Here is a 21,624-nt window from a genome sequence, read left to right on the forward strand (position 1 = left end):
TTTACCCCGGTCTGACCGTCTGACTCACCAGTTCGGTGAGGGAAGACGAGAGGAAAAACCAAAGTACCGCCAGCGCTGCTGCCCCGAGGATCCAGGAGATCCAGTACAGACGGCGGCCACTGCGGACAGGGGAAGCCCGGGCAACTATCGGAGCGTCCCGGGCAAGTGAAAATGCCGGAACCCGCTCACCGAGTACGCGAACAATATCCTCACGACGTTCGTCATCCTGCGCGCGATACTGACCGACAAAACCCAGTTGCAGGGTCCGATACATACAGGTCAGGACAGCGGTATCCGGAGCGGTTTCTTTCAGCAGGTTTCGGATACGTTCCCACAGCTCCTCGCCGGCGTTCAGGGTGCCAAAGAAATGTGCCTGCAACGGGTCCCGGTGCCAGGTCAGGTAACCATCATCAGTGACCCCACGGTTCAGGACGCTCTCGTCAAGCAATGCACACAGGGCATACACCATATGGTCGCGACTGACATCGCTGTAACCTGCGTCCGTCAGTGCACTACGGGCATCCTGCACCAGACGACAGGCCCGCCGGTAAAGCTTCTCCCCGTCACGGACTTCCTGACCGCCACGCAACTGGCTGGCCATCAGCCAGCCGGGAGAGAAGATCCGTTCAATCTGACGCTGTTCGGATTCATTCATGAGCGCAATACCGCAAAGAGTTCAAGATCCACCTCCCCCAGTGAACGCGGGGTATAGAAAGTGCAGCTCCCCATATCCAGCATCGCCCGGGCCGCCTCGGTACTCAGGTCCAGCGAAAAGTACTGGTTTTCCAGACGCAACGGGATCGCTGCCGGCACGTGGCTGACAGGTCTGATGGTCATCCCGCTCAGAGCCACATTGACCACCTCGGAAACGTCATCAAAACTTCCCGCCTTACACAACTGCGGGAATTTCACCTGCAACTCATGATTTGGCATAGAGGAACGCACCGAGAGCCAGAAATCTGCCCCTTCACGCAGGCGTGCATCATGCAGAGCGCCTTTCCAGATCTGGTCGTTATGCTCCAGGCGGATACTCACCACCCGCGACGGCAGACTGGCTTCCAGTAGTTTATCGAGCAGGGTCAGTAGCGGGCCAAACACCCGCTCAGGAGTCTCGTGCTGATAAGCAGGGATATCTCCGGCGTCGTGCTCCAGGGAAAACGTCAGCAGGCTTCCGGCAAGACGGGTCAGCTCACGGTACAGGAGTTCCGGGTGACGTGACGGGGTCTGCAGCAACTCCGTCAGTACCGGTTCCGCGCTGTTCAGGGCGTTCAGTAACCAGAACAGGGACACGTCAGCGACGGCAAAATCCGCCATACGCTCATTACTTTCACGACGCATCGCCATCAGGCGGCGGCGGCGAGCCTGCAGGCGTACCAGCAGCCCTTCCAGTTCAGTGATCAGCTGCGGTCCGGCAGATAAAGAAAGCAACGGTGGGATGAAGGCGGGGTCGCGGCTCCACAGCCCCTGAGAATTGCGAACCAGACGCGCCACCGGACAGGTCAGATACGCGCCGTTCTCCCGGTCGGATAAGCGCAGAGTCACCGCATGGCGCAGAATGGCCAGCTCACTCCTTTCATGCCCGGCCAGCTCCTGAACCTCAACCCGCTCCGCTTTCCAGCGCCGGGGCCGTTCGCTGTCCCGGCCATCATCCAGGTTACGGCCACTGGCACTCAGCATTGGCAGGGCCACGACGACGTCCACACTTTCGCTATCAGCAGCTGAGGATAGATCACAGGCCGGCGGCAGGTTATCCGCCAGATCCGTATCAATCAGCGTACTGTCCTGAAAGCGCACCACCAGGCGGGTAGCATTCAGACGTGAGAATGCCAGCGCGGCATCGTCAAATTCTGCGGCTATCACGCCCCACGGATGGGCAATGCTCATCCGTGCAACGTTATCGGCAACATAAGCATCCCAGCGGGATTGCTGCTGAAACTGCTGTGGGGCCAGTACAGCCCCGTCCTCCCAAAGCGGGCGATAAATCTTCATCCCTGATTTCCCCTCGCCTTAGGATTTGGCTTTCGGCATCTGCGAAACCAGCGACAGGTTGACGTCCATTCCTTCCACCTGGAAATGCGGTACCGCGTACAACTTCACGCGGAAGAAGCCCGGATTGTCCCCGATATCTTCAACCGTGACTTTTGCATCGCGTAGCGGGTGTGAAGCCTGAAGAGAGTCGCCCGGGTCCGTCATCTCAGTGACCAGACTTTTCACCCAGGTATTTAACTCCAGTTCCAGCAGACGCCGGTCTTTAGTGGTTCCGATATTTTCACGCTGAATGAGCTTCAGGTAATGCGCAATACGCGACAGCAGGAAGATATACGGCAGGCGCGCATTGATACGGCTGTTGGCCGTCGCGTCCGCAGTATCGTACAGGGCCGGCTTCTGGGCAGAGTTGGCAGAGAAGAAGCAGGCATAGTCGCGGTTTTTATAGTACGACAGGGGAATAAAGCCCAGGTTTGCGAATTCAAACTCGCGGGTTTCCGGGATCATCACTTCAGACGGGATTTTTACCTGGTTACCGGTACCGAGATCATACAGGTGGATAGGCAGGTCCTGCACCGCGCCACCCGCCTGCGGGCCGCGGATCTGTACGCACCAGCCGTTGTTAATAAAGCTGCGCACCATGTTGGAGGCAAAAGCAAACGAAGCGTTGGTCCACAGGTATTTGTCATGATCCGGACCTTTCACTTCTTCCACGTAGTTAAAGCTACGTACCGGCAGAGTATCCGGGCCGTATGGCAGACGGCCCAGGACGCGCGGCATTACCAGGCCGATATAGCGGGAATCGTCGGTCTCACGGAAGGATTTCCACTTGATATATTCCGCACGGTCAAAGTAGTTACCGATATCCTTGATGGCAGCCACCTCTTCCATGGAATCTTTCAGAAAGAACTGTGGGCCCGCAGAGCCGATAAACGGCATATGGGCCGCGGCTGAGACTTTAGAGATATTACGCAGCAGCGCCATGTCCTGTGCAGAGGCGTCGAACTCGTAGGCGGACACCAGGGCAGCAATCGGCTCTCCCCCCGGGGTGTCGTATTCTGCAACATATGTCTGCAGGTACAGTCCGCTCTGGACGATTTCAGGAGCATCCTCGAAGTCCTGGCGTAAATCCTCTTTGGACAGGTCCAGCAACTCGATCTTCACGTTCTGACGAAAGTCTGTTTTATCCACCAGCGATTTAACCCCGCGCCACAGGCTTTCCACCGCCTGAAACTCCGGATGGTGCATCACCGCATCCAGCTGGCGGCTAATCTGGTGATCAAGCCCGGCAATATGGTGGTCAATCAGGTGCTTGTCCAGCTTCTCAACTTTTGCTCCTGCCTTGCTCAGGCACTCCAGAAACACCTGCATCCCCGCCGTCAGGCGCTCGTCGGCACTGGCATCAGACATCGCCTGGGCGTCCTGCCAGATATCCAGAGCGCTCAGCCCGGAGACCGGACTCAGGTTAATTTTTTCAAACAGGGAGGCGTACACGCCGCCCGCTGACGGGCGATCCAGTACGATATTTTCGTCGCCGGCGACACTTCCATTTTGTACAGACATCAGCATTCCTCAGTTAATCCGTTAAATAAACGCCGCAGGTTACGGCTGTTTGGTCGCCAGGGCAGACAGTTCAGCTTTCAGTTCTGCACTGAGCGCCGGGTCAAGCAGCACTTTTTCCAGTTCTTTCCGGAAAGTCTGGTTGTCCAGAAGATTCGCTTTGAGATCGCGGAGCAAATTGCGCATCGCGAGCATGGCTTTCAGTTGCGGAATTTGACGGGCAACCTGTTCCGGGGTGAAGTCATTAATGTCGCGGAACGTCAGACTGATATTGTCTTCACTCCCGTCATCGGCGAGGGTATTTTTAACGGTAAGGTTAACGCCCGGAGAATACCCGGAAAGAACGCTATTAAAGTTATTTTTGGAAATATTGACTTTATTGCGCTCTGATAATGATGCCGTTTCCTGACCATGACTAAAATCGCCAGCAACCAGTAATTTTAAGGGTAATTCTGTTTTCTTCGTCGCCCCACCGGTATGCAGGTCTAATTTTAAATTAATCCGTGCCTTTGGCACCTCAGACTGAAAGCTATCTGCCATGAATAAGTCCCTCTGTTTATCGCAGCATGGTATTTTGGGTGTGATTTTCCCCTTCGGTGAAATAATAAATAAATCAGTAACGACGAATCAATGAAGTAGCTCAAAAAAAACGAATAAATAAATTTAACAGGAATTTTTTGCTCCGGTAAAAATCAGGGATTTCATTGAAATTCGAAAGGATATAGCCAAAAACACACATAAAGAGCAAAAAATCAGGATATAAAACCAGACTAAACAAAAAACACAGAGCTTAATAACAAATGCTAAGTGATATTGATTTATATCATTAATTAATCGTTAATACAGAATGTTTCTGAAATGTTCTCATTTTTAAAGATGCACGATATTCCTCCCTGATTTTATAGTTGCAAAAAATCAATGACCGATTACAAAACCTCTGAAATAACCGCCAGTAACCAGGAATAACGTATCATTATTCCTCTCAAGCTATGATAAGAATAATTAATTTAAAAAGGGAAAGTGAAGGGATGCAGAGATCTATAAAAAGGATGTAATAAATATCACCTGAACGATATAAATATAAAAATAATAAAGTCCTGATGGGTATTGCCCCGAACGGGAAGTCATCGCCATAAACTCTAATGCCGTACCGTCCTTCCTCCTGGTATTTACCCCCATGATTTAAATTCCCCCGGCACCTTTTGGCTCATATCATGAGAGATATTGGTGAATTTTTTAAATATGTTTAATGTTTTAATGGTTTCTGTTTTATGACTTTTCCTGACTTTTTCATAGGATCATCGCCAAACGAGACTCCGCGCCGGGAATGCATCGCTGCGGATGATCTCTGTCCCGTATTCGGGTTCTTTTCCTCCGGTACCGGATACTCATATTGGCAGGCCGATACCGGGACCTCACGCTGACCTTCTGTCTGTACATGCCGATGATGAGGATAAGTCGCCTGACACAGAAAAATTAGTTACACTCCGCCCCCGATGATTTTTCCGGTGATCCGATGACTGAAATTACTGATACTTTTATTGCACCGCCATGCCCGGATGAGATTGAAATCCTCTGGCAGGATGCGCAGATGGTGATGATCAATAAACCGGCAGGACTGTTGAGCCTGTCAGGCAAAAACCCCGAAAATTATGATTCGGTCCATTACCGTTTGTTGCAACAGTTTCCCGGATGCACACTGGTCCATCGGCTGGATTTCGGCACATCCGGTATTATGGTGGTGGCTCGCAATAAGAGCATTAATGCCGCTCTTTGCCGGCAGTTCAGCGAACGTACCGTCAGCAAAATGTACACAGCGCTACTTTGCGGGCATATGCCGGAGGATAAGGGAGTGATCAGCGCAGCGATTGCCAAAGATCCGGCCCTTTTCCCGCGCATGACGCTGTGTGAAGTCCGGGGCAAACCTGCCCGTTCCCGTTACCGTGTGACCGGACGGTTTAATTATGAATTGCCTCAGAGGAAGGAGGTGCCGGTGACCCGCGTTGACTTGTTGCCTGAAACCGGGCGGACGCATCAGTTACGTATTCACTGCCAGTCCGCAGGGTATCCTATTCTGGGGTGTGACCTGTACGGAGGAAAACGACGGCCGGGCACTGAAAACGCGCCGCGGATGATGCTGCACGCCAGCAGTCTGAACATTGTTCACCCGGATAATGGCACCCCTCTGCAGATCCACTGCCCCGCTCCCTTTTGATGGCAGAAGTCTGATCGTGGCAACAAAGCTTCCCGCAGGCCCGCCTGCACCCTGCCCGCAGAGGATATGTGCCGGTCATCAGGGCCTGACGGGCCGCTGTTATTCACGGACCTGACTACGACCTTTCAGAACAGAAACACCGCCGTCCGGTTCAGACAATCGGTTAATCTGGCCCGAAGGCAGTCAGGCAGTCAGGCAGTCAGGCAGTCAGGCAGTCAGGCAGTCAGGCAGTCAGGAAAATATCAATAGGATGCTACACGCACAAACGTGACAGGAGATAGATTTCCCTGCAGATCTTTCCTTGTCAGCGCAGAATAAACGCAAAGCTCCTGCCGCGGCGGACAGGCGTGGCATCCTGTGACAGGTTGTGATTCAGCGCCCCCGGTGCGGCCGTCAGAGGTCAACACCGGGAGCCGCGTCGTCAGACTTTCAGAAGTTTAACGGTGTAATCGATATCAATTTCATCTTCCGAGAAGATTAACGTACTTCCCTGGAAGGTGGTGATAGCAAGCTTTTTCAGTGAACGCATTTCACCGGGCTTGATATCCGTTTTTGGCCGGATGTTACTCAGCAGTGCCCCCACAGAAAGGACATTCTTTTCTTTATCCAGCGGCGCATCGGCAGGCACTTCTTCGTTATAGACGACAAAAGAGCGAATTGACGCCAGTTTCACCCGCTCACCGGCAATATAAATATACTGGCTTGGCGGCAGAACCTTCACCGCATACGCTGACAGGCCTTTATTATTGGTGGTCGGTTCAAAAGTCACCGACGCGTCCTTTTTGATCAATTCAGGATTGGCGACTTTAATCACATGAAAATAGCGGTTATCACCATTCTCATCTTTGATAAATCCAAAACCTTTATCTTTGAACCATGTTGTGATCGTTCCGTTCATCGCTGTCAGTACCTGCTTAATCTTCTGTCTACTCAGTTTCGTAGCGCGCAGTGTAAAATACAATGCCGCTAATGACCACGTCTTTGGCGTCTGTACGAAGAAAATCGGCGGTTAACGGTGAATTTTCAGTAAAGCACCCCGTCAATCAGCGTTGTGTCAGCCCTGCCTGCATCACAACAGGCACGGGCAGACAGCAAAAACCGTAGACTGCTAAGCCCTTCGGGCACTGGCGAAATAAACGCCCGGGGTCCGCCCCCGGTGAACTATTTCCCATCAGGCCGGGTCATGCGGAGGTCACCCCCCGCGGCTTAACACCGACTGAGGCGGAAATTACTCATTACCCCAGCGATTCAGAAAATCAGCAATGTCATCGATTCGCTCTGCGGCGATGCCTGCTTCCCCGGCCATCTCTTGCTGGGCTTGTTCACTGATCTCCTGATTGTCATTCAGGCGGCTGATCAGCAACTGAAAATAATGTGCCAATGCATCCCGCTCTGTTTCGGCAACAGTCTTTTCGGTTTCTGTCGCGTACTCATCCACGATGTCATAATATTTAAGTGATACGTCATTATTCATAATTTATTCCCGGGGTAAGAGTGGATATCAGCGACTGCCTGCAGCCGCCGGTGACGATAATACCATTATTCTTATCTTTTTCCGCCCCGCAGTCAGAGACTGCAAGGCTGTGCAGCCCTCTGCGTGCAGGAAAATTGCCGCATGAGGGAGGCACCCGGCGTTTAACGCCCATCATCAGCAAGTATTTCACCGCCATTTTCTCTTATGTCTGGAACAGTTTTTGGCCAGCTATGTCTGATTTTACAGGGATACTCCGCCTGAAAATACTTATCGGGTATTATGACTCCTGTAGAACAATATCGTTTACCACGGCTCTGATACCTGTAAAGATCATTCTTTTTCGTCCTCAGAGAGAACAATCGGCAATCTGCGGATGCATAAGCAGGCAAAGTATCTATAAGTAAATGCTATGATAATGAGTGAAATTATTCGCAAAAACAATTACGTATAAAAGCATGCCGTTATGCATTTTTTGCATAACGATGCGCCCATTTGCATTTCTCATGCTCTCTGAAACAGGGAATATTGTCAGGAGACTCTTTTGCCCGAACCGGTAATCCGCACCGGAGGTGAACGATATCATTCTTACAATACAGAGGTCTTTTGAGATGAGCAGAAATAACCTGATGAAACAGATACTATTCGCGATCGGGCTCGGAATAGTGACAGGCTGGGGGTGTCATCACTATGCTTCTTCGCCGGGCAATGCCAAAGAGATAGCCTCTTATTTCAGCATTATTACCGATGTTTTTCTGAGACTGATTAAAATGATCATTGCGCCACTGGTCTTTGCAACAATCGTCTCAGGTATTGTTTCCATGAAGGGGTCTTCTTCTGTGGGCAGTATTGCACTGAAGGCGATGACCTGGTTTATTTCTGCTGCGCTTATTTCACTATTTATTGGTATGTCACTGGTTAATATTTTCAAGCCCGGTGTCGGCCTGAATATGGTTATTCCCCATACCGATGTAGCCACTGGCCTGAGTACCTCTGCCTTTTCGCTGAAAACGTTTATCAGCCAGATATTTCCAACCAGCTTCGCCGGGGCGATGGCGAATAATGATATTATTCAGATCCTGGTATTTTCTGTCTTTTTTGGTTCTGCACTTTCCTTTATCAGCAAAGACGGTAACCATCCGGTGATTGTGTTTATTGAAGACCTGACGCGAATTATGTTTCGTGTTACCGAATATGTGATGAAGTTCACCCCTTTTGCCGTTTTCTCAGCCATTGCTGCTGCCATTACGGTTGAAGGCCTGGGACTGATTTATGACTACGGGAAATTAATTGGTCTGTTCTATCTGGGGCTGGTGGTACTCTGGGCATGTTTGTTTGCCGTAGGGTATCTATTCCTGGGTAAACCGGTATTTACGCTGGGAAAACTGATTTACGAGCCCACGGCACTGGCTTTTGCTACCGCCAGTAGTGAATCAGCCTATCCGAAGACAATGGATGCACTGACTAAATTCGGCGTGCCTAAAAAAGTATCCAGTTTTGTATTGCCGTTGGGGTACTCTTTTAATCTCGATGGTTCAATGATGTATCAGGCATTTGCCGTGTTATTTATTGCTCAGGCATATAACATTCCTCTGAGCTTTACTGAGCAGGTCCTTATTCTGTTAACCCTGATGGTGACCAGTAAAGGCATGGCAGGAGTAGCGCGTGCGTCAGTGGTCGTGGTTGCCGCAACACTACCCATGTTTAATTTACCGGAGTCCGGTATTTTATTAATCCTGGGTATCGACCAGTTCCTCGACATGGGAAGAACAGCGACAAATGTCGTCGGCAACAGTATTTCAGCGGCCGTGATTGCAAAACTGGAAGACCGAAAAAAGGATAATACGTTCCGATAATCCGTACAGATAAAAACGGCCTTCCGGAAATAGTACATCAGAGAACGTTATGCCCGTCGGTTATTTGATCAGGAATAACCGACGGGCAGGTGACGGGAAGACACCACCGATAACCCGGGGAGTTAACCACCGGTGGTCAGAACAACGATGTCCGTGATTTCATTTGTTGCCAGAAACGCTCAGACGAAAGGTTCAACCGTGCGCTGGTCCGGTAAACATAGACGCTCATTCTGATGGACAACGAAGGATCCATCACTGACAAACTCCCGGATTCCAGCTCCTGAGCGATAGAATAATCCGGTAACCAGCCAACACCATTACCTTTCATAATCATCATTTTCAGAACGTCACTCATGGAAGAGACAAAAGAAAGAGAAAATGACAGTGCTGATTCTCTGGTCAGTAACTGATTGACCTGGCGGCCCATGTAACTTTCATCCGCATATTTCATTAACGGAATATTTTCATCACTGACGTCATAGATTGGCTCCCCATTGGTATGACAGGGAGAGACCAGGTGCAATTGGGTCTGGAAAACTTCATGGTGAAGAAAAGGAAATGACATCAGCTCTTCGTTGGAAAAAGAGAGGATAAAGTCACAGCGCCCCTCTTTCAGATTGTAAACGGCCTCATCCACATTGATGGACTCAACAAAGAAAATATTGTCTTTTTTACCCGAAAATTCAGAGATAAACTCAGGCAGGACAAATACTGCCAGCGAGTGGGCTGCTGCAATATTGATCCTCTGCTTAATATTATTCACGCCTTTAATATTATTGATTTGGAAATCCATATCATCGATAAGGTTCCTGGCATAAACAATGAAATTCTTTCCCTCGGACGTCAGCAGTAGTGGAGTGGAACCACGATTAAATATTTCAAAACCGACGGCAGACTCCAGTGCCTGCACTCTGCGACTGAAAGATGACTGAGAAATATTTCTGCGCTCCGAGGCCAGTGTGAAACTGCGGAGTTCCTCAAGTGCAAGAATATCGTAAATCCATTTAATTTCAATATTGCCTAACATCTTCTTACTCCGGATGGATTATATTCACTATGCAATTTTAGCATGAGGCTTTTAAAGTCTGCAATTACGCCCCGATAAAATTATGACATGATCCTTTTTATTTGAGGCAGTCGTGATGAAAAAGATTATCGGTATTCTCGGTGGCATGGGACCGGGGGCAACAGCGAACGCTTTTGAAAAACTCGTTGCCAGCACACCCGCCAGAAAAGATCAGGAACATATCCCGGTGATTGTCGCTTCTCTGCCAGACATTCCTGACAGAACGGAAAATATCATACATTCCGGAGCATCACCTTTACCGGCGATGATTAATTCACTCAACATATTAAAAAATGCAGGTGCCTCCTGTATTATTATGCCTTGCAATACGGCACATTACTGGTATGACGAACTGAGAAAACAAAGTGATCTTCCGTTCATCAGCATTATAGAATCCACCTGCGAACGTATTATCGCGGAAGAAAAACACCCGGTTGCTCTTTTAGCGACCACTGCCACTATCCGGACGCGCCTTTATCAGAATAAGCTGGAAAAAGCCGGAATAACTTATTTACTTCCTGACGAAAAAGATCAGGATAATATAATGAAAAGCATCCTGCTTTATAAATCAGGAAAGAGTAAATCTGCTTATGACACCTTGCTCCCCTGCCTTGAAAAATTGGAAAAATCAGGAGCTAAACACTTTATTATGGGGTGCACAGAAATACCGCTCATCCTCCATGACCTGAGCCGACAGCAGCCTGAAAAATATATCGATACCACTGAAGAATTAATTAAAAAAGCTATCCGCTGGTATTACTCATAACCGGATCTTCCGGCAGATGCTGCGCCCCGTGACCCCGTCTGATGAGTTCACGGGGGCGGCAACGGACGTCCATAGTTTCACTGCACCCGGAGAATATGCTTTCCGGAGAACGCAGGTCTGGCTGATAGTCTCTCACCGGTCATCTCCCGATCAGCCTATAAACCTTCACACCTCATTCGGGCGATAACGCAGACGGGGAGGCTCCCAGGGCTGACATTCCCGCCAGCGTAATGCGAATACGTTGCTTAATATGAGCAATACGTAACTGCCGTGTCTCAGCGTCCTGATCACGACGACGCGGCAACAGTGCACCAAACACAATATCCATCAGCATACCGGTACATACGTCGATATCTTCCACCGTCATTCCCCCCTGAAGAGGCTGATGATATAACCACTGTCTGAGCAGTTCCCGTGAACGTATCGCTTTGGTCTGGTAAAGATATTCCGCCAGCTCCGGGAATAACACGGATTCACGGATCATCAGATTCAGCAGCGCTTCACGGGTCTGATGTTCCTGCTCACTGATATCCAGCCTGAAGATGCGGAACAAGGCTGCTTCAGGGGTGCATCGTTCTCCTTCCGGCCGCGGCAGGTCCAGCAGCAGATAGTAATGTTCACCGATCACTGCAGCAAACAACTGCTTTTTATCCGGAAAAATTTCGTACAGTGTGCGTTTAGAAATTTTCGCTCTGCGGGCAATTTCCGCAGTGCTGGTTTTTGCGAAGCCCAGCTCAGTGAACGCCTGACAGGCACTGTCGATAATCGACTGCCGCAGTCCGGCTGCATCGCGTGTTTTCGGGCGTCCGCGCCTCGCCGGTCCGCAGTGTAAGGTATTCGTCATGATAAGCAGTGAAATACGACAAAAGATTAATGGTACTTGAATAGTACCATAAAATAAACGAGTCTATAGGCAATGTTTTCATGAAGTCATCGTCCTGACGTCTTCGCTGATCATAAGGTGGATATCATGAGTGAACCACACGACCTTTCCCGCTCTCCCCTGCGCGACCCGCTGATCCTGCAGGTGATTGCCGATATAAATGTTGCCGGGGGGCAAATATCTGCCTGATGCCCTTAGTTATCATCGCATGACCGATGAAGCCCGCTGTGCTTTTATGCCTGGGGAGGCCGGACTGGCCGGTCAGTCCATTATTAAAACATTACATCCACTCAAAGATCAGGAGAGTTTCTGATGGTAAAAACACGACGCGAATTCATCAGCCTTGCGGTGGCTTCCGGTATTGCACTGCAATTTTCTGCGCCGGTATTTGCCGCGGCCAGTCAACGTAAAACACGGGAGAAGCGTGCCGTTCCGCCGGAAGCGACGGTGATCACTCAGGTGTTTGGTGACGGTATTCGTGCGACCGGCCTGGCACTTTACTATCCTGAACCAGTCGACGGTGCGCAGCTGAACATCCATGATTTTACGGTCACCGGTCGCCGGATCACCGGGATATTCACCAGTGAAAGTTCAGACCCGGCCGGGCGTTCATCGCGGGGCCGGTATGTCATCGTGCAGCTTTCCCCGGAAGATAAAAATGCCCCGCTGGCGCGTAACGTGCCTGATGACGGAAAGGATCATACAGGTTCCGGCCAGGGTGGCCCGGGAAAGGCAGGTTCCGTTCCGCTGACCGATACCGTTTATCCGGCACCGATGCTGACCTACCAGCAAACCGGCACATTGCCACTGGCGAATGGTCACACCGTGGCCCCGGAGCAGACCGCTAAGCACAGTACCGCGGTTAACAACCTAATCGTCGATGATTTCCGTCAGCTTGAATTTCATGACAAGAAGACCGGCCGGCATCTGAAATATAATCTCTTTGTTCCTGCCGGTTATACCGCAGAGCGCGCCTGGCCGTTGGTTCTTTTTATGCATGATGCCGGAGCCACCAGCGATGTGACCCGGACAACGCTTTATCAGGGACTCGGGGCCGTCTGTTGGGCTTCGCCGGAAGATCAGGCGAAACGCCCCTGCTTTGTGCTGGCTCCGCAGTATGATGAAATCATCGCCGATGACGATAATCAGACGTCGTCGATGATGGAAACCACCATCAATCTGATCCGGCACCTTTCCGAAACCTATAACATCGACAGCAAACGTCGCTATACCACCGGTCAGTCCGGCGGTTGTATGATGTCTATCGCTATGGATATTCATTATCCCGGTTTCTTCGCCGCCTCGCTGCTGGTGGCCGGACAATGGGATCCGGCACAGGTCAAACCTCTGGCGAGTCAGAACTTGTGGATAGTCGTTTCTGAAGATGATGCGAAAGCCTGGCCGGGTGAAAATGCCATTGTTGCTGAGCTTGAGAAATACGGCGCGAAAATCACGCGGGCGGAATGGGATGGCACCTGGGATGCGGCTCAGTTTCGTCAGGCGTATGACCGTATGGATACCCGTCATACGCCGGTAAATTATGTCACCTTCCGCAAAGGTACCGTGATCCCGGCCGGAGAGTCCACCGCAGGTGCCTCCGGCCACCGTAATACGTGGCGTATTGCCTATACCATTGAACCGCTGCGCGAATGGATCTTCCGCCAGCACCTGTAACATCCGGGGCGTGACGGAGGAGCGGCTGAGCGTCGCCCGGAGTTGCCCGCCGGTACGGGGGCAAACCGGAGCTCAGGGTCGCGGCATGGTGTGGCGCAGGTGCCGGAGACAGGATATGCCTGGTACTCTCCTCCCGCCGCTGGCTCACAGGGTATCGTCGATATAAGCCTCACTGTTTCCGGTGCTGCCACTGATACTCATCTGTACCGGTGAACAGAAGTAACCATTGCCGGTTCCGCCAAAACCATCACAATAGATCCCGCTGTTTTTCCGGGCGTAAAATCCGTGGTTAGTATTTCCGTTCGCTGCAGCATGACTCACCGCCATACAACTGCCGTACTCACAATGGTAACCATTATTCTGATTATTCTGTGCAGAAGAATATCCCCCGCTCATCGTTCCCCGCTGACGGGCGTAAAACCCGTTACCGGTATTATTTTCACTGCGCAGATAGGTGATATCGACGAGACCGCCATTATCACTCATCACCCCGTGGGTATTCTGAGAGCACCAGGCCTTGTTTGCACCGACAAATCCGTTATAGGTCGCATAGATCCCGGCCTGCGTGTTGAGGGAAAATGAAGAGGTATAATCCCCCAGAGAATTACACTCAATAACCCCTCCCCAGGCCAGTACGCCATAAAGGTTGCTTTGTGCCGTCGTCCCGTGAGCCCAGACAGTACCGTTCGTTAAGGCATAAAAACCGGCACGTTCATTTCCGTTGGCAATAGCATACTCACACTGCAGGAACCCTCCTGCTTCGGCGCAGAAGCCAAACCCCAGCGACTCGCTGCTGTGCGAGGCATACCAGGCTTCTGCGCAATTGACCTTCAGGGTCGCGGCATAGGCATGAAACGCCACATCCCCCGCATTACTGACCTTGATGCCACCGCCGGGTTTGCCGGACTCCGGCACCGTTTCGTTGGAGATAAATGCACCGTCCATGGCGCGGAGACCGTAGTACATTTTGGTAATGCTCAGCGCAGGTCCCAGGATCACCGTTCCTCCGCCGGTGGCGCGGATCCCCGCCCCGTAGCATTGGTCATTCCAGACCCCGGAAGCCGTCCAGCCATTCACCCCGGCCAGTGTGAATCCGTTAAGCCAGGAAATGCCGAAGCCATTTTCAAACAAAAAGCCGTCTTTATTGGCCGAGTTATCGATATATAACACGCATTTCGAACAATCCTGCTCATTGCCCCGCAGGGTGAGTTTGTCGTAATCACGTATACGTGAGACCAGGGGCGCCGTTATCTGGTACTCCCCATCTGCGACCTGGATATTCACGCCCCCCGTGATCATTTTGCCTTCAAACGCATCCAGAGCCGACTGGATATCCGGATAGTCTGCGGGGACATTTACGGTCAGTTGCTGAGAAATAATAGTGTCTGTCATCGTCAATCCTCTGAGAGTCTGTCTCCTCTCAGTGTGGCGGATGAGCGCAGGAGTCTTCTACCGCGGGTTGTTCTCTCCGTCATCGCACAACCCTTGATCTGTTTACTGACAACTGACGGTGATTATCATCGTCACCACTCACAGGAACGGAGTGACGTTTCCTGCAGTCGGTTCGCGGTAGCGCCTTGTCAACGATATTGACGAGTCACTGGCGGGAGATACGCTTTCTCAGGGCCGGACGTGCCTGAGTATGTGTATTACGTCCTTTTCAGCGTGTTCTGCTGGCCCGGGACAGGGCGGATGCTATGCTATACACAGAAACACCGCAGTGATGGCGGTCAATAATCCCGGAATAAACAGGAGTGATGATGAAAGTATGGCCCGTACTGACAGGGGTTGCCTTATCGCTGACGCTGGTCGCATGTCAGTCGCCGGTCCCGCCGAAAGGGGTCACGCCAATCGGTAATTTCGATGCCAGCCGCTATCTGGGTAAGTGGTACGAAGTGGCCAGGCTGAACAACCGCTTTGAGCGTGGTCTGCAGCAGGTCACAGCGACCTACGGTCAGCGCAGCGATGGCGGGATCAGCGTGGTGAACCGGGGTTACGATCCGCAGTCGAAACGCTGGAAAACCAGTGAAGGAAAAGCATTTTTTACCGGTGCCCATGACATTGCCGCGCTGAAGGTCTCCTTCTTCGGACCATTCTATGGCGGTTACAACGTCATTGCGCTGGATGATGACTATCGTTATGCGCTGGTCAGCGGACCGAACCGCAGCTATCTGTGGCTGTTATCCCGGACCCCTGATATGCCTCAGGAGGTCAGACAGCGGTATATCGCACTGGCACAGGAACTGGGCTTCCCGGTCGACAAGCTGATTAATGTCAACCAGCCCGCGTCCTGAGATAAAAATGCCCCTGACGGGGCATTTAACAGAGATATCAGAAATGATAGCTGGCTGACACAGAGATATTACGCGGCTCTCCGTAGACAGTATTACGACCGACATCGATATTATAGGTCTTGTCGAACAGGTTATTGAGGTTGGCCTGTACCGACAGATTGCGGGTCACGCGATAGCGTCCGAACAGATCCACCAGCGCATAGCTCCCCTGGTCGGCATACAGGTTTGTTGCGCCGTCAGGCCCTGCCACGCTGTCCCAGGTATGGTTCTGCCAGTTGATGCCGCCACCCACGGTCAGATCCTGCCACATCGGTAAACGGTAACTGGTAAACAGTTTAAATGACGTCTGTGGTTGTGTCGGATTCAGTGCAGCGCCACTGCCATCTTTAGCGATATAGCGGGTGGCCCCGAAGGTCATTTGCAGGTTATCCGTCACTGCGCCGTTGACTTCAAATTCCACACCACGGCTGACAGTACCGTTCTGCTCATAATAAGCATAATCATTGCTGCCTTTCACCAGCGCATAATCTGTGGCCCCTAAATGATCCTGTTCCATGCGGAACAGAGACAATGTCGCCGTCAGGCGGCTATTGAACCAGTCACCTTTCAGCCCGGTTTCATAACTTTTCCCGGTGACCGGATTCAGATACGCGCCGTCGACATTGCGGTAGGTCTGCGGTTTGAAAATAGAGGTGTAACTGGCATAGGCAGAATAAGTGTCATTGATGTCATACACCAGTCCGGCATACGGCGTGATATTATTCTTCACCATATTCTCGGTCATCGTATCCGCCGTATAACGGGTATAACGGGCACCGAGGATCATATGCAGCGGGTCAGCCAGCGAAATGCGCGTGGCAAGGTAAGCTGATTTCTGGTGGATAGTGTCATCACCGGCCAATGCCTGCGGATCCCAGTCCGGCTCCGGGTAATTACCCCAGTCATTGAAATCGCCGACATCTGCTGACGTCAGGTTGGTATAGGCACTGTAATAACGGTTATTTTGCCGGATATACGTCACCCCGGTCATCAGCTCGTGCTGACGTCCGAACAGCTCATAGTTCCCGTTAAGGACGGCGCTGGCAGCATTCTCCCTGCGTTTAGCCGTATTGTATCCGGTACCGCCCAACAGATCATAGCCGGCATACGGCCCGATACCCAGCCCGGTATTTTTATCGAAATACCCGTCGATATACAGCAGTTTACTGTCCATGGTTGCTTCGGTATGGCTGCCGTTCAGGTTGAATTGCCAGCCATTGGCAAAGTTGTGTTCCAGACCGGCAAACACCCGTTTCGACTGTACATCATTGTAGGCCCAGTCCGGCGCGATATTGGTACTGCGGGCATAACTCGTTTTGCTACCATCCCGATAAAAGGTGGGGAGCCCGCCCCAGGTCGCACCGTTAACATGGGTCTCTTCATAGTCATATCCCAGCGACACGGTGGTTGCATCGCTCAGATCCGCGTCCACCACACCGTAAAGAAATTTCTTTTGCGTATGATAGTCGTCAAGCCAGCTGCCGCTGTGCTGATACCCGGCCACGACGCGCCCGCGAACCTTTCCGGACTCACTCAGTGGCCCGGAAAGATCGGCGACATAGCGCTGATTTCCCCAACTGCCGTAACTGGTGTTCAGATCCCCGGTAAAGGTTTTACTGTCAGCCTGTTTGGTGACCATATCCACCGACGCGGCAGGGCTTCCGGCACCAGTCATTAAGCCGGTAGCCCCCCGCACCACATCCACGCGCTGATAAATAGCCGTATCCGACAGGGTATCGCCCAGATTCCAGGCCGAATCTACCAGTACCGGTACGCCGTCGACCTGATAGTTATCAACCAAAAAGCCACGGGAATAGAAATTACTGCGGTTAGCGCCGGAATTAGACTCTGACAGTCCGGTCGTATTATTCAGAACATCGTTCAGCGTTTCCAGCTGCTGGTCCTGCATCCGCTGCTGAGTGATCACACTGACCGACTGAGGCGTATCGCGGTTGGTCAGTGCCAGGCCGGTCGCAGCCCGGGTCACCGGCACCGCATAATCGGTAGATTTCGGCGAATCTGCAGAGTTTTCGCTGCCGGTGACCACCAGCGTCGCAGTCTTACTGCTGTCACTGTCAGCCGCCGTACTGCACGGTACCTGTAACGCCGTGGCAATGACCACACTCAGCAGAGACAACGCCGGCATACGGGTAAAATGGCCGGTGCGGGGGCCACGCCTTACGGAACAACTGGCAGCAAACATGCTCATCCTCAAATATATTTTATTATTCCAGCCACTCCGGACACCGGATCCGTACGGGTTCCCGGAAGGCGACATCCTCTCCCTGTCCGGAGAGCGCTGACATAACGCCATTTCTGAGGTACCTGCAACCCGGAAGAACAGATTAGCAATGTAAAGAGAATGAGAAGTATAATCATTTTGATTAGTGTTGCAATAAAGGATCGAGGAACGTCAGGTAATAAGGAGTGTCTCATTGGCGATTGCTGTACCGTGAATATCCACCGTTGACGGGTGATAAGACAGGCGGCGGTGCCCCCGGTACCGCCATTTACGCATTTCCTTTACCCGCCACCACGGTCGCCACACCGCCCGCCCCGGGTCTCCGGATAAATCTGTCTTCCCTGCGGCGCTGCCGTAGTTCCCTGCCTGCCATCCTGCTATCCTCCCTGAGGATCTGGCCTGTAGTCATATTGATCCTCCCGGGGGAGCCGGGACACTGAACATAACAAGTGAGTTTTTCCGCTCGTCAGTGCAATTCGTCCCTTTCCCCTCACCCGTAGTCCCGAAAAGGGTACCTCTGATAAATATTTCCTCCAATGCCGGTTTTTCAGCCACACTTAGCGGGTAAGCCACCCGGTTCAGCAGGATTGCGGCAGACGACACGGTCAGTTAATGCCGGTCATTTCCGGTAAAAAACAGCAGGGGAAAGGGATGAAAAAAGTCGCCATTATCGGTACCGGTCCGACAGGCATTTACACTCTGTTATCGCTTATCAGACACCACCCGCCCTGTTCGGTGACCATTTTTGAACAGACCGCCGAAGCCGGAGTCGGTATGCCCTATCGTCGCGAGGCCAGTTCACCGGTGATGCTGGCCAATATCGCCAGTATTGAGATCCCGCCGGTCATGACGACCTATATTGCATGGCTACGGGCGCAGTGCCCTGAGAGGCTCGCTGGCTTTGGTATCACGGCCAGTGCTCTCCATGAGCGACAGTTTTTACCGAGGATCCTGCTGGGCGACTACTTCCGGCAGCAGTTTTTACAGCTGGTGGATCAGGCGGAAAGTCAGGGGTTTATCCTGCATGTTCATACCTCTTGCCAGGTCACAGATATTCTGGCGTTACCGGAAGGGATAAAGGTGACAGCACAGGGCCGTCCGGTGGCGGAATGGGTCGATTTTGCCGTGATTGCCACCGGGCATGTCTGGCCTGCCGAAAATACCCGACGACATACTTTCTTCCCCAGCCCCTGGTCCGGACTGATGAAGGCTAGCGTGCCAGCCTGCCGGGTGGGGATCCTCGGGACATCGCTCAGTGCGATCGATGCTGCAATGGCCGTCGTGACACAGCACGGACATTTTTGCGAAAACGGTGTGCAGGGCCCGCAGTTTATTCTCCGGGACAGCAGCCGGTCGCTACAGATTGTCCTGATGTCTCGTTCCGGTGTATTACCTGAAGCAGATTTTTATTGCCCTATCCCCTACCAGCCTTTGCAGTTGGTGACTCCGGAGGCGATTGCGGCACTGGTTGCCGGGGGAAGCGCCGGATTACTTGACCGGGCGTTCAGACTGATGGTGCAGGAAATCACGCTCGCTGACCCTCTCTGGAGCCGTCAGACCGGGCTTGAACACCTGAATGCTGATAACTTTTGCGATGCCTGGTTTGCGGCCCGTCGCCGGCAGGATCCCTTTAGCTACGCCAGAAAAAATCTGCAGGATACACGACTGAATACCCTGACCAAATATACCGTGCCCTGGCGATATGTGATCCTCCGCCTGCATGAAGCGATCGCCGGAATAGTCCCTCATCTTAGCCCCGAAGACAGTGTCCGTTTCAGATCCGGGCTGGCGCGGGTCTTTATCGATAATTATGCAGCCATACCGCCACAATCTTTGCGGCGGTTACTGGCATTACACGATGCCGGTATTCTCACAATCCTGCCGCTGGGGCAGGATTACCGTGCACGTAAATACAGTAATAAGACCGTGATTTTTGCCGGGGAGACGCAGCATATCTACGATATTTTCATTGATGCCCGGGGACAGAAACCCCTGAAAACGCGCGATCTGCCATTTCCCGGTTTACGCAAACAGATGCTGAACAGCGGGGGTGAAATACCGCAAGTGGCCGGGAATTACCTGTTACTGGAACCGGCGTCTGCCCGCGGACATATTGCTTTTGGTGCATTACCTTATCTGATGCATGACAGGCCGTTTATTCAGGGCCTGACAGTCAGTGCGGAAATAGGCGAAACCATCGCCAATGCCATACTTCATTCAGCGCCGGGTGCCGCAGAGCTGCAACCAGACCCGGAAGAAGGTCACGTCTGACGGTTCCGGCCCTGCCCTGACCGGTAAAAGACAAACCGGACGGGTAAGCGAAGACGCTGACAGGGTGTATGCAATGGTACCGGGGGAAAATTTGCCACGGGGACGTGCGGTGACAGAGGCTGCACCTCTGCGAGGCTGGCCTTGAGGGGGACGTCACAGTATCCCCCTTTTCGGGGCCGGGGCGATTAGCCGTTGCGGAAAATATAGCTATAGGCACTCAGCGCCGGTGCCCCACCCAGGTGGGCATAAAGCACTTTGGAACCCTCCGGGAATTCACCGTTTCGGATCATATCGATCATGCCATGCATCGATTTACCTTCGTAGACCGGGTCGGTGAGCACGCCTTCGGTGCGGGCACATAAGCGGATAGCTTCAAGCGTCCCTTCACTGGGTAATCCGTACTCCGGGCCACCATAGCGGGTATCGAGGATAATATCTTCTTCGGTAATTTCGCGATCCAGCTCTACCAGTTTTGCCGTATTTTGGGCAATACGCAGTACCTGTGCGCGGGTTTTTTCCGGTTTTGCAGAAGCATCAATACCAATGACTTTGCGGGAGGGGCCATCTTCCGCAAACCCGACGACCATGCCGGCATGAGTACTGCCGGTCACCGCACAGACGACGATATAATCAAACGTAAAGCCCAATGCTTTCTCCTGCTGCCGGACTTCTTCTGCAAAGGCCACAAACCCTAAGCCTCCGTAAGGGTGTTCGGAGCAACCGGCCGGGATCGGGAAAGGCTTACCGCCATTCTTTTCGGTTTCATCCATCGCCTGTTTCCAGCTTTCACGGATGCCGATATCGAATCCTGCCGAATCCAGACGTACATCGGCCCCCATAATCCGCGATAACTCGATGTTACCGACACGGTCATAGACTGCATCGGAATAATTAACCCAGTTTTCCTGAACCAGTACGCATTTCATGCCCAGATGGGCCGCCACAGCAGCCACCTGGCGGGTCTGGTTGGACTGGATGCCGCCGATAGATACCAGGGTATCACACCCCTGCTCCAGCGCTTCCGGGATTAAATATTCCAGCTTCCGCGTTTTATTGCCGCCGAATGCCAGACCACTGTTACAGTCTTCACGTTTGGCATAAATCTCTACTTTGCCACCCAGCTCAGCACTCAGGCGTTTCATCGGAGTGATTGGGGAAGGTCCGAACGTTAACGGATAGCGGGCGAATTTTTCAAGATTCATTATTAATCTCCTGGTGTTGGCCTAAGCATTAAAAGTGTGATCAGGGTCGCTGATTTCCTGTCCAACACCTTACAACAACCGGAATTTTTGTAAATTTCG

Annotated in this window: 18 protein-coding genes; 6 read left to right on the forward strand and 12 right to left on the reverse strand. The window is 52.1% G+C overall.

Annotation, left to right across the window (positions count from 1 at the left end; genetic code table 11):
• Position 1: 1 nt before the first annotated feature.
• From tssL to tssB, 4 genes are read right to left on the reverse strand one after another with little or no spacing between them, the layout of a single operon-like run.
• A complete protein-coding gene (gene tssL / locus CG67_RS13550) occupies positions 2-655 on the reverse strand; it encodes a type VI secretion system protein TssL, short form (RefSeq protein WP_025903485.1) in 654 nt (217 codons plus the stop codon).
• Positions 652-1,989 (reverse strand): type VI secretion system baseplate subunit TssK, encoded by a 1,338-nt coding sequence (gene tssK, locus CG67_RS13555; RefSeq protein WP_025903486.1) that lies wholly within the window; start codon positions 1,987-1,989, stop codon positions 652-654. The genes tssL and tssK overlap by 4 nt, the downstream gene beginning before the upstream one ends.
• An 18-nt stretch (positions 1,990-2,007) precedes the next feature.
• Positions 2,008-3,555 (reverse strand): type VI secretion system contractile sheath large subunit, encoded by a 1,548-nt coding sequence (tssC, locus tag CG67_RS13560; RefSeq protein WP_025903487.1) that lies wholly within the window; start codon positions 3,553-3,555, stop codon positions 2,008-2,010.
• A gap of 33 nt (positions 3,556-3,588) precedes the next feature.
• Positions 3,589-4,086 (reverse strand): type VI secretion system contractile sheath small subunit, encoded by a 498-nt coding sequence (gene tssB / locus CG67_RS13565; protein ID WP_025903488.1) that lies wholly within the window; start codon positions 4,084-4,086, stop codon positions 3,589-3,591.
• 976 nt (positions 4,087-5,062) lie between these two features.
• On the opposite strand from tssB, the gene CG67_RS13570 reads away from it, so the two are divergent.
• Positions 5,063-5,761 carry an RluA family pseudouridine synthase gene (locus CG67_RS13570; protein WP_025903489.1) on the forward strand — a complete coding sequence of 233 codons (699 nt, stop codon included), beginning with the start codon at positions 5,063-5,065 and terminating at the stop codon, positions 5,759-5,761.
• A gap of 421 nt (positions 5,762-6,182) precedes the next feature.
• Here the strand turns inward: CG67_RS13570 and CG67_RS13580 are convergent, their stop codons facing one another.
• Together CG67_RS13580 and CG67_RS13585 are read right to left on the reverse strand one after the other, a co-directional pair.
• Positions 6,183-6,659, reverse strand: coding sequence for a cold-shock protein (locus CG67_RS13580; protein ID WP_025903491.1), 477 nt, complete (start codon positions 6,657-6,659; stop codon positions 6,183-6,185).
• A 330-nt stretch (positions 6,660-6,989) separates the two neighbouring features.
• Positions 6,990-7,235, reverse strand: coding sequence for a DUF2543 family protein (locus CG67_RS13585; protein WP_025903492.1), 246 nt, complete (start codon positions 7,233-7,235; stop codon positions 6,990-6,992).
• Positions 7,236-7,843: 608 nt separating this feature from the next.
• On the opposite strand from CG67_RS13585, the gene CG67_RS13595 reads away from it, so the two are divergent.
• On the forward strand, positions 7,844-9,088 hold the full coding sequence (locus CG67_RS13595; protein WP_029990174.1) for a dicarboxylate/amino acid:cation symporter: 1,245 nt from the start codon (positions 7,844-7,846) through the stop codon (positions 9,086-9,088).
• A gap of 136 nt (positions 9,089-9,224) precedes the next feature.
• On the opposite strand, the gene CG67_RS13600 is transcribed toward CG67_RS13595, so the two are convergent.
• On the reverse strand, positions 9,225-10,115 hold the full coding sequence (locus CG67_RS13600) for a LysR substrate-binding domain-containing protein (protein WP_025903494.1): 891 nt from the start codon (positions 10,113-10,115) through the stop codon (positions 9,225-9,227).
• Between the two features lie 115 nt (positions 10,116-10,230).
• On the opposite strand from CG67_RS13600, the gene CG67_RS13605 reads away from it, so the two are divergent.
• Entirely contained in the window at positions 10,231-10,920 is a 690-nt protein-coding gene (locus tag CG67_RS13605) for an aspartate/glutamate racemase family protein (protein ID WP_025903495.1), read from the forward strand.
• 172 nt (positions 10,921-11,092) lie between these two features.
• Here the strand turns inward: CG67_RS13605 and CG67_RS13610 are convergent, their stop codons facing one another.
• Positions 11,093-11,764 (reverse strand): TetR/AcrR family transcriptional regulator, encoded by a 672-nt coding sequence (locus CG67_RS13610; RefSeq protein ID WP_025903496.1) that lies wholly within the window; start codon positions 11,762-11,764, stop codon positions 11,093-11,095.
• Between the two features lie 351 nt (positions 11,765-12,115).
• Here CG67_RS13610 and CG67_RS13615 point away from each other — a divergent pair, with 351 nt between their 5' ends.
• Positions 12,116-13,477, forward strand: a complete 1,362-nt coding sequence (locus tag CG67_RS13615) for a peptidase (RefSeq protein ID WP_025903497.1) — start codon at positions 12,116-12,118, stop codon at positions 13,475-13,477.
• Between the two features lie 144 nt (positions 13,478-13,621).
• Here the strand turns inward: CG67_RS13615 and CG67_RS13620 are convergent, their stop codons facing one another.
• Positions 13,622-14,869: a hypothetical protein gene (locus CG67_RS13620; RefSeq protein ID WP_025903498.1), complete on the reverse strand. Its 1,248-nt coding sequence runs from the start codon at positions 14,867-14,869 to the stop codon at positions 13,622-13,624.
• A gap of 368 nt (positions 14,870-15,237) precedes the next feature.
• On the opposite strand from CG67_RS13620, the gene blc reads away from it, so the two are divergent.
• Positions 15,238-15,771, forward strand: a complete 534-nt coding sequence (gene blc / locus CG67_RS13625) for an outer membrane lipoprotein Blc (RefSeq protein WP_025903499.1) — start codon at positions 15,238-15,240, stop codon at positions 15,769-15,771.
• Positions 15,772-15,808: 37 nt separating this feature from the next.
• Here the strand turns inward: blc and fhuE are convergent, their stop codons facing one another.
• Positions 15,809-18,013, reverse strand: coding sequence for a ferric-rhodotorulic acid/ferric-coprogen receptor FhuE (gene fhuE / locus CG67_RS13630; RefSeq protein ID WP_025903500.1), 2,205 nt, complete (start codon positions 18,011-18,013; stop codon positions 15,809-15,811).
• A 307-nt stretch (positions 18,014-18,320) separates the two neighbouring features.
• The gene (locus CG67_RS18345; RefSeq protein ID WP_156022683.1) at positions 18,321-18,461 is read right to left on the reverse strand and encodes a hypothetical protein; all 141 of its coding nucleotides are present in this window, start codon (positions 18,459-18,461) and stop codon (positions 18,321-18,323) included.
• Positions 18,462-18,703: 242 nt separating this feature from the next.
• Between CG67_RS18345 and CG67_RS13640 the strand changes: the two genes are divergently transcribed.
• Positions 18,704-20,323 carry an FAD-NAD(P)-binding protein gene (locus tag CG67_RS13640; RefSeq protein ID WP_025903502.1) on the forward strand — a complete coding sequence of 540 codons (1,620 nt, stop codon included), beginning with the start codon at positions 18,704-18,706 and terminating at the stop codon, positions 20,321-20,323.
• A 185-nt stretch (positions 20,324-20,508) separates the two neighbouring features.
• On the opposite strand, the gene CG67_RS13645 is transcribed toward CG67_RS13640, so the two are convergent.
• Positions 20,509-21,525, reverse strand: coding sequence for a 1-aminocyclopropane-1-carboxylate deaminase (locus CG67_RS13645; protein ID WP_025903503.1), 1,017 nt, complete (start codon positions 21,523-21,525; stop codon positions 20,509-20,511).
• Between the last annotated feature and the right edge of the window lie 99 nt (positions 21,526-21,624).

The organism is Tatumella sp. UCD-D_suzukii, from assembly GCF_000611875.2.
Taxonomy (GTDB): domain Bacteria; phylum Pseudomonadota; class Gammaproteobacteria; order Enterobacterales; family Enterobacteriaceae; genus Tatumella; species Tatumella ptyseos.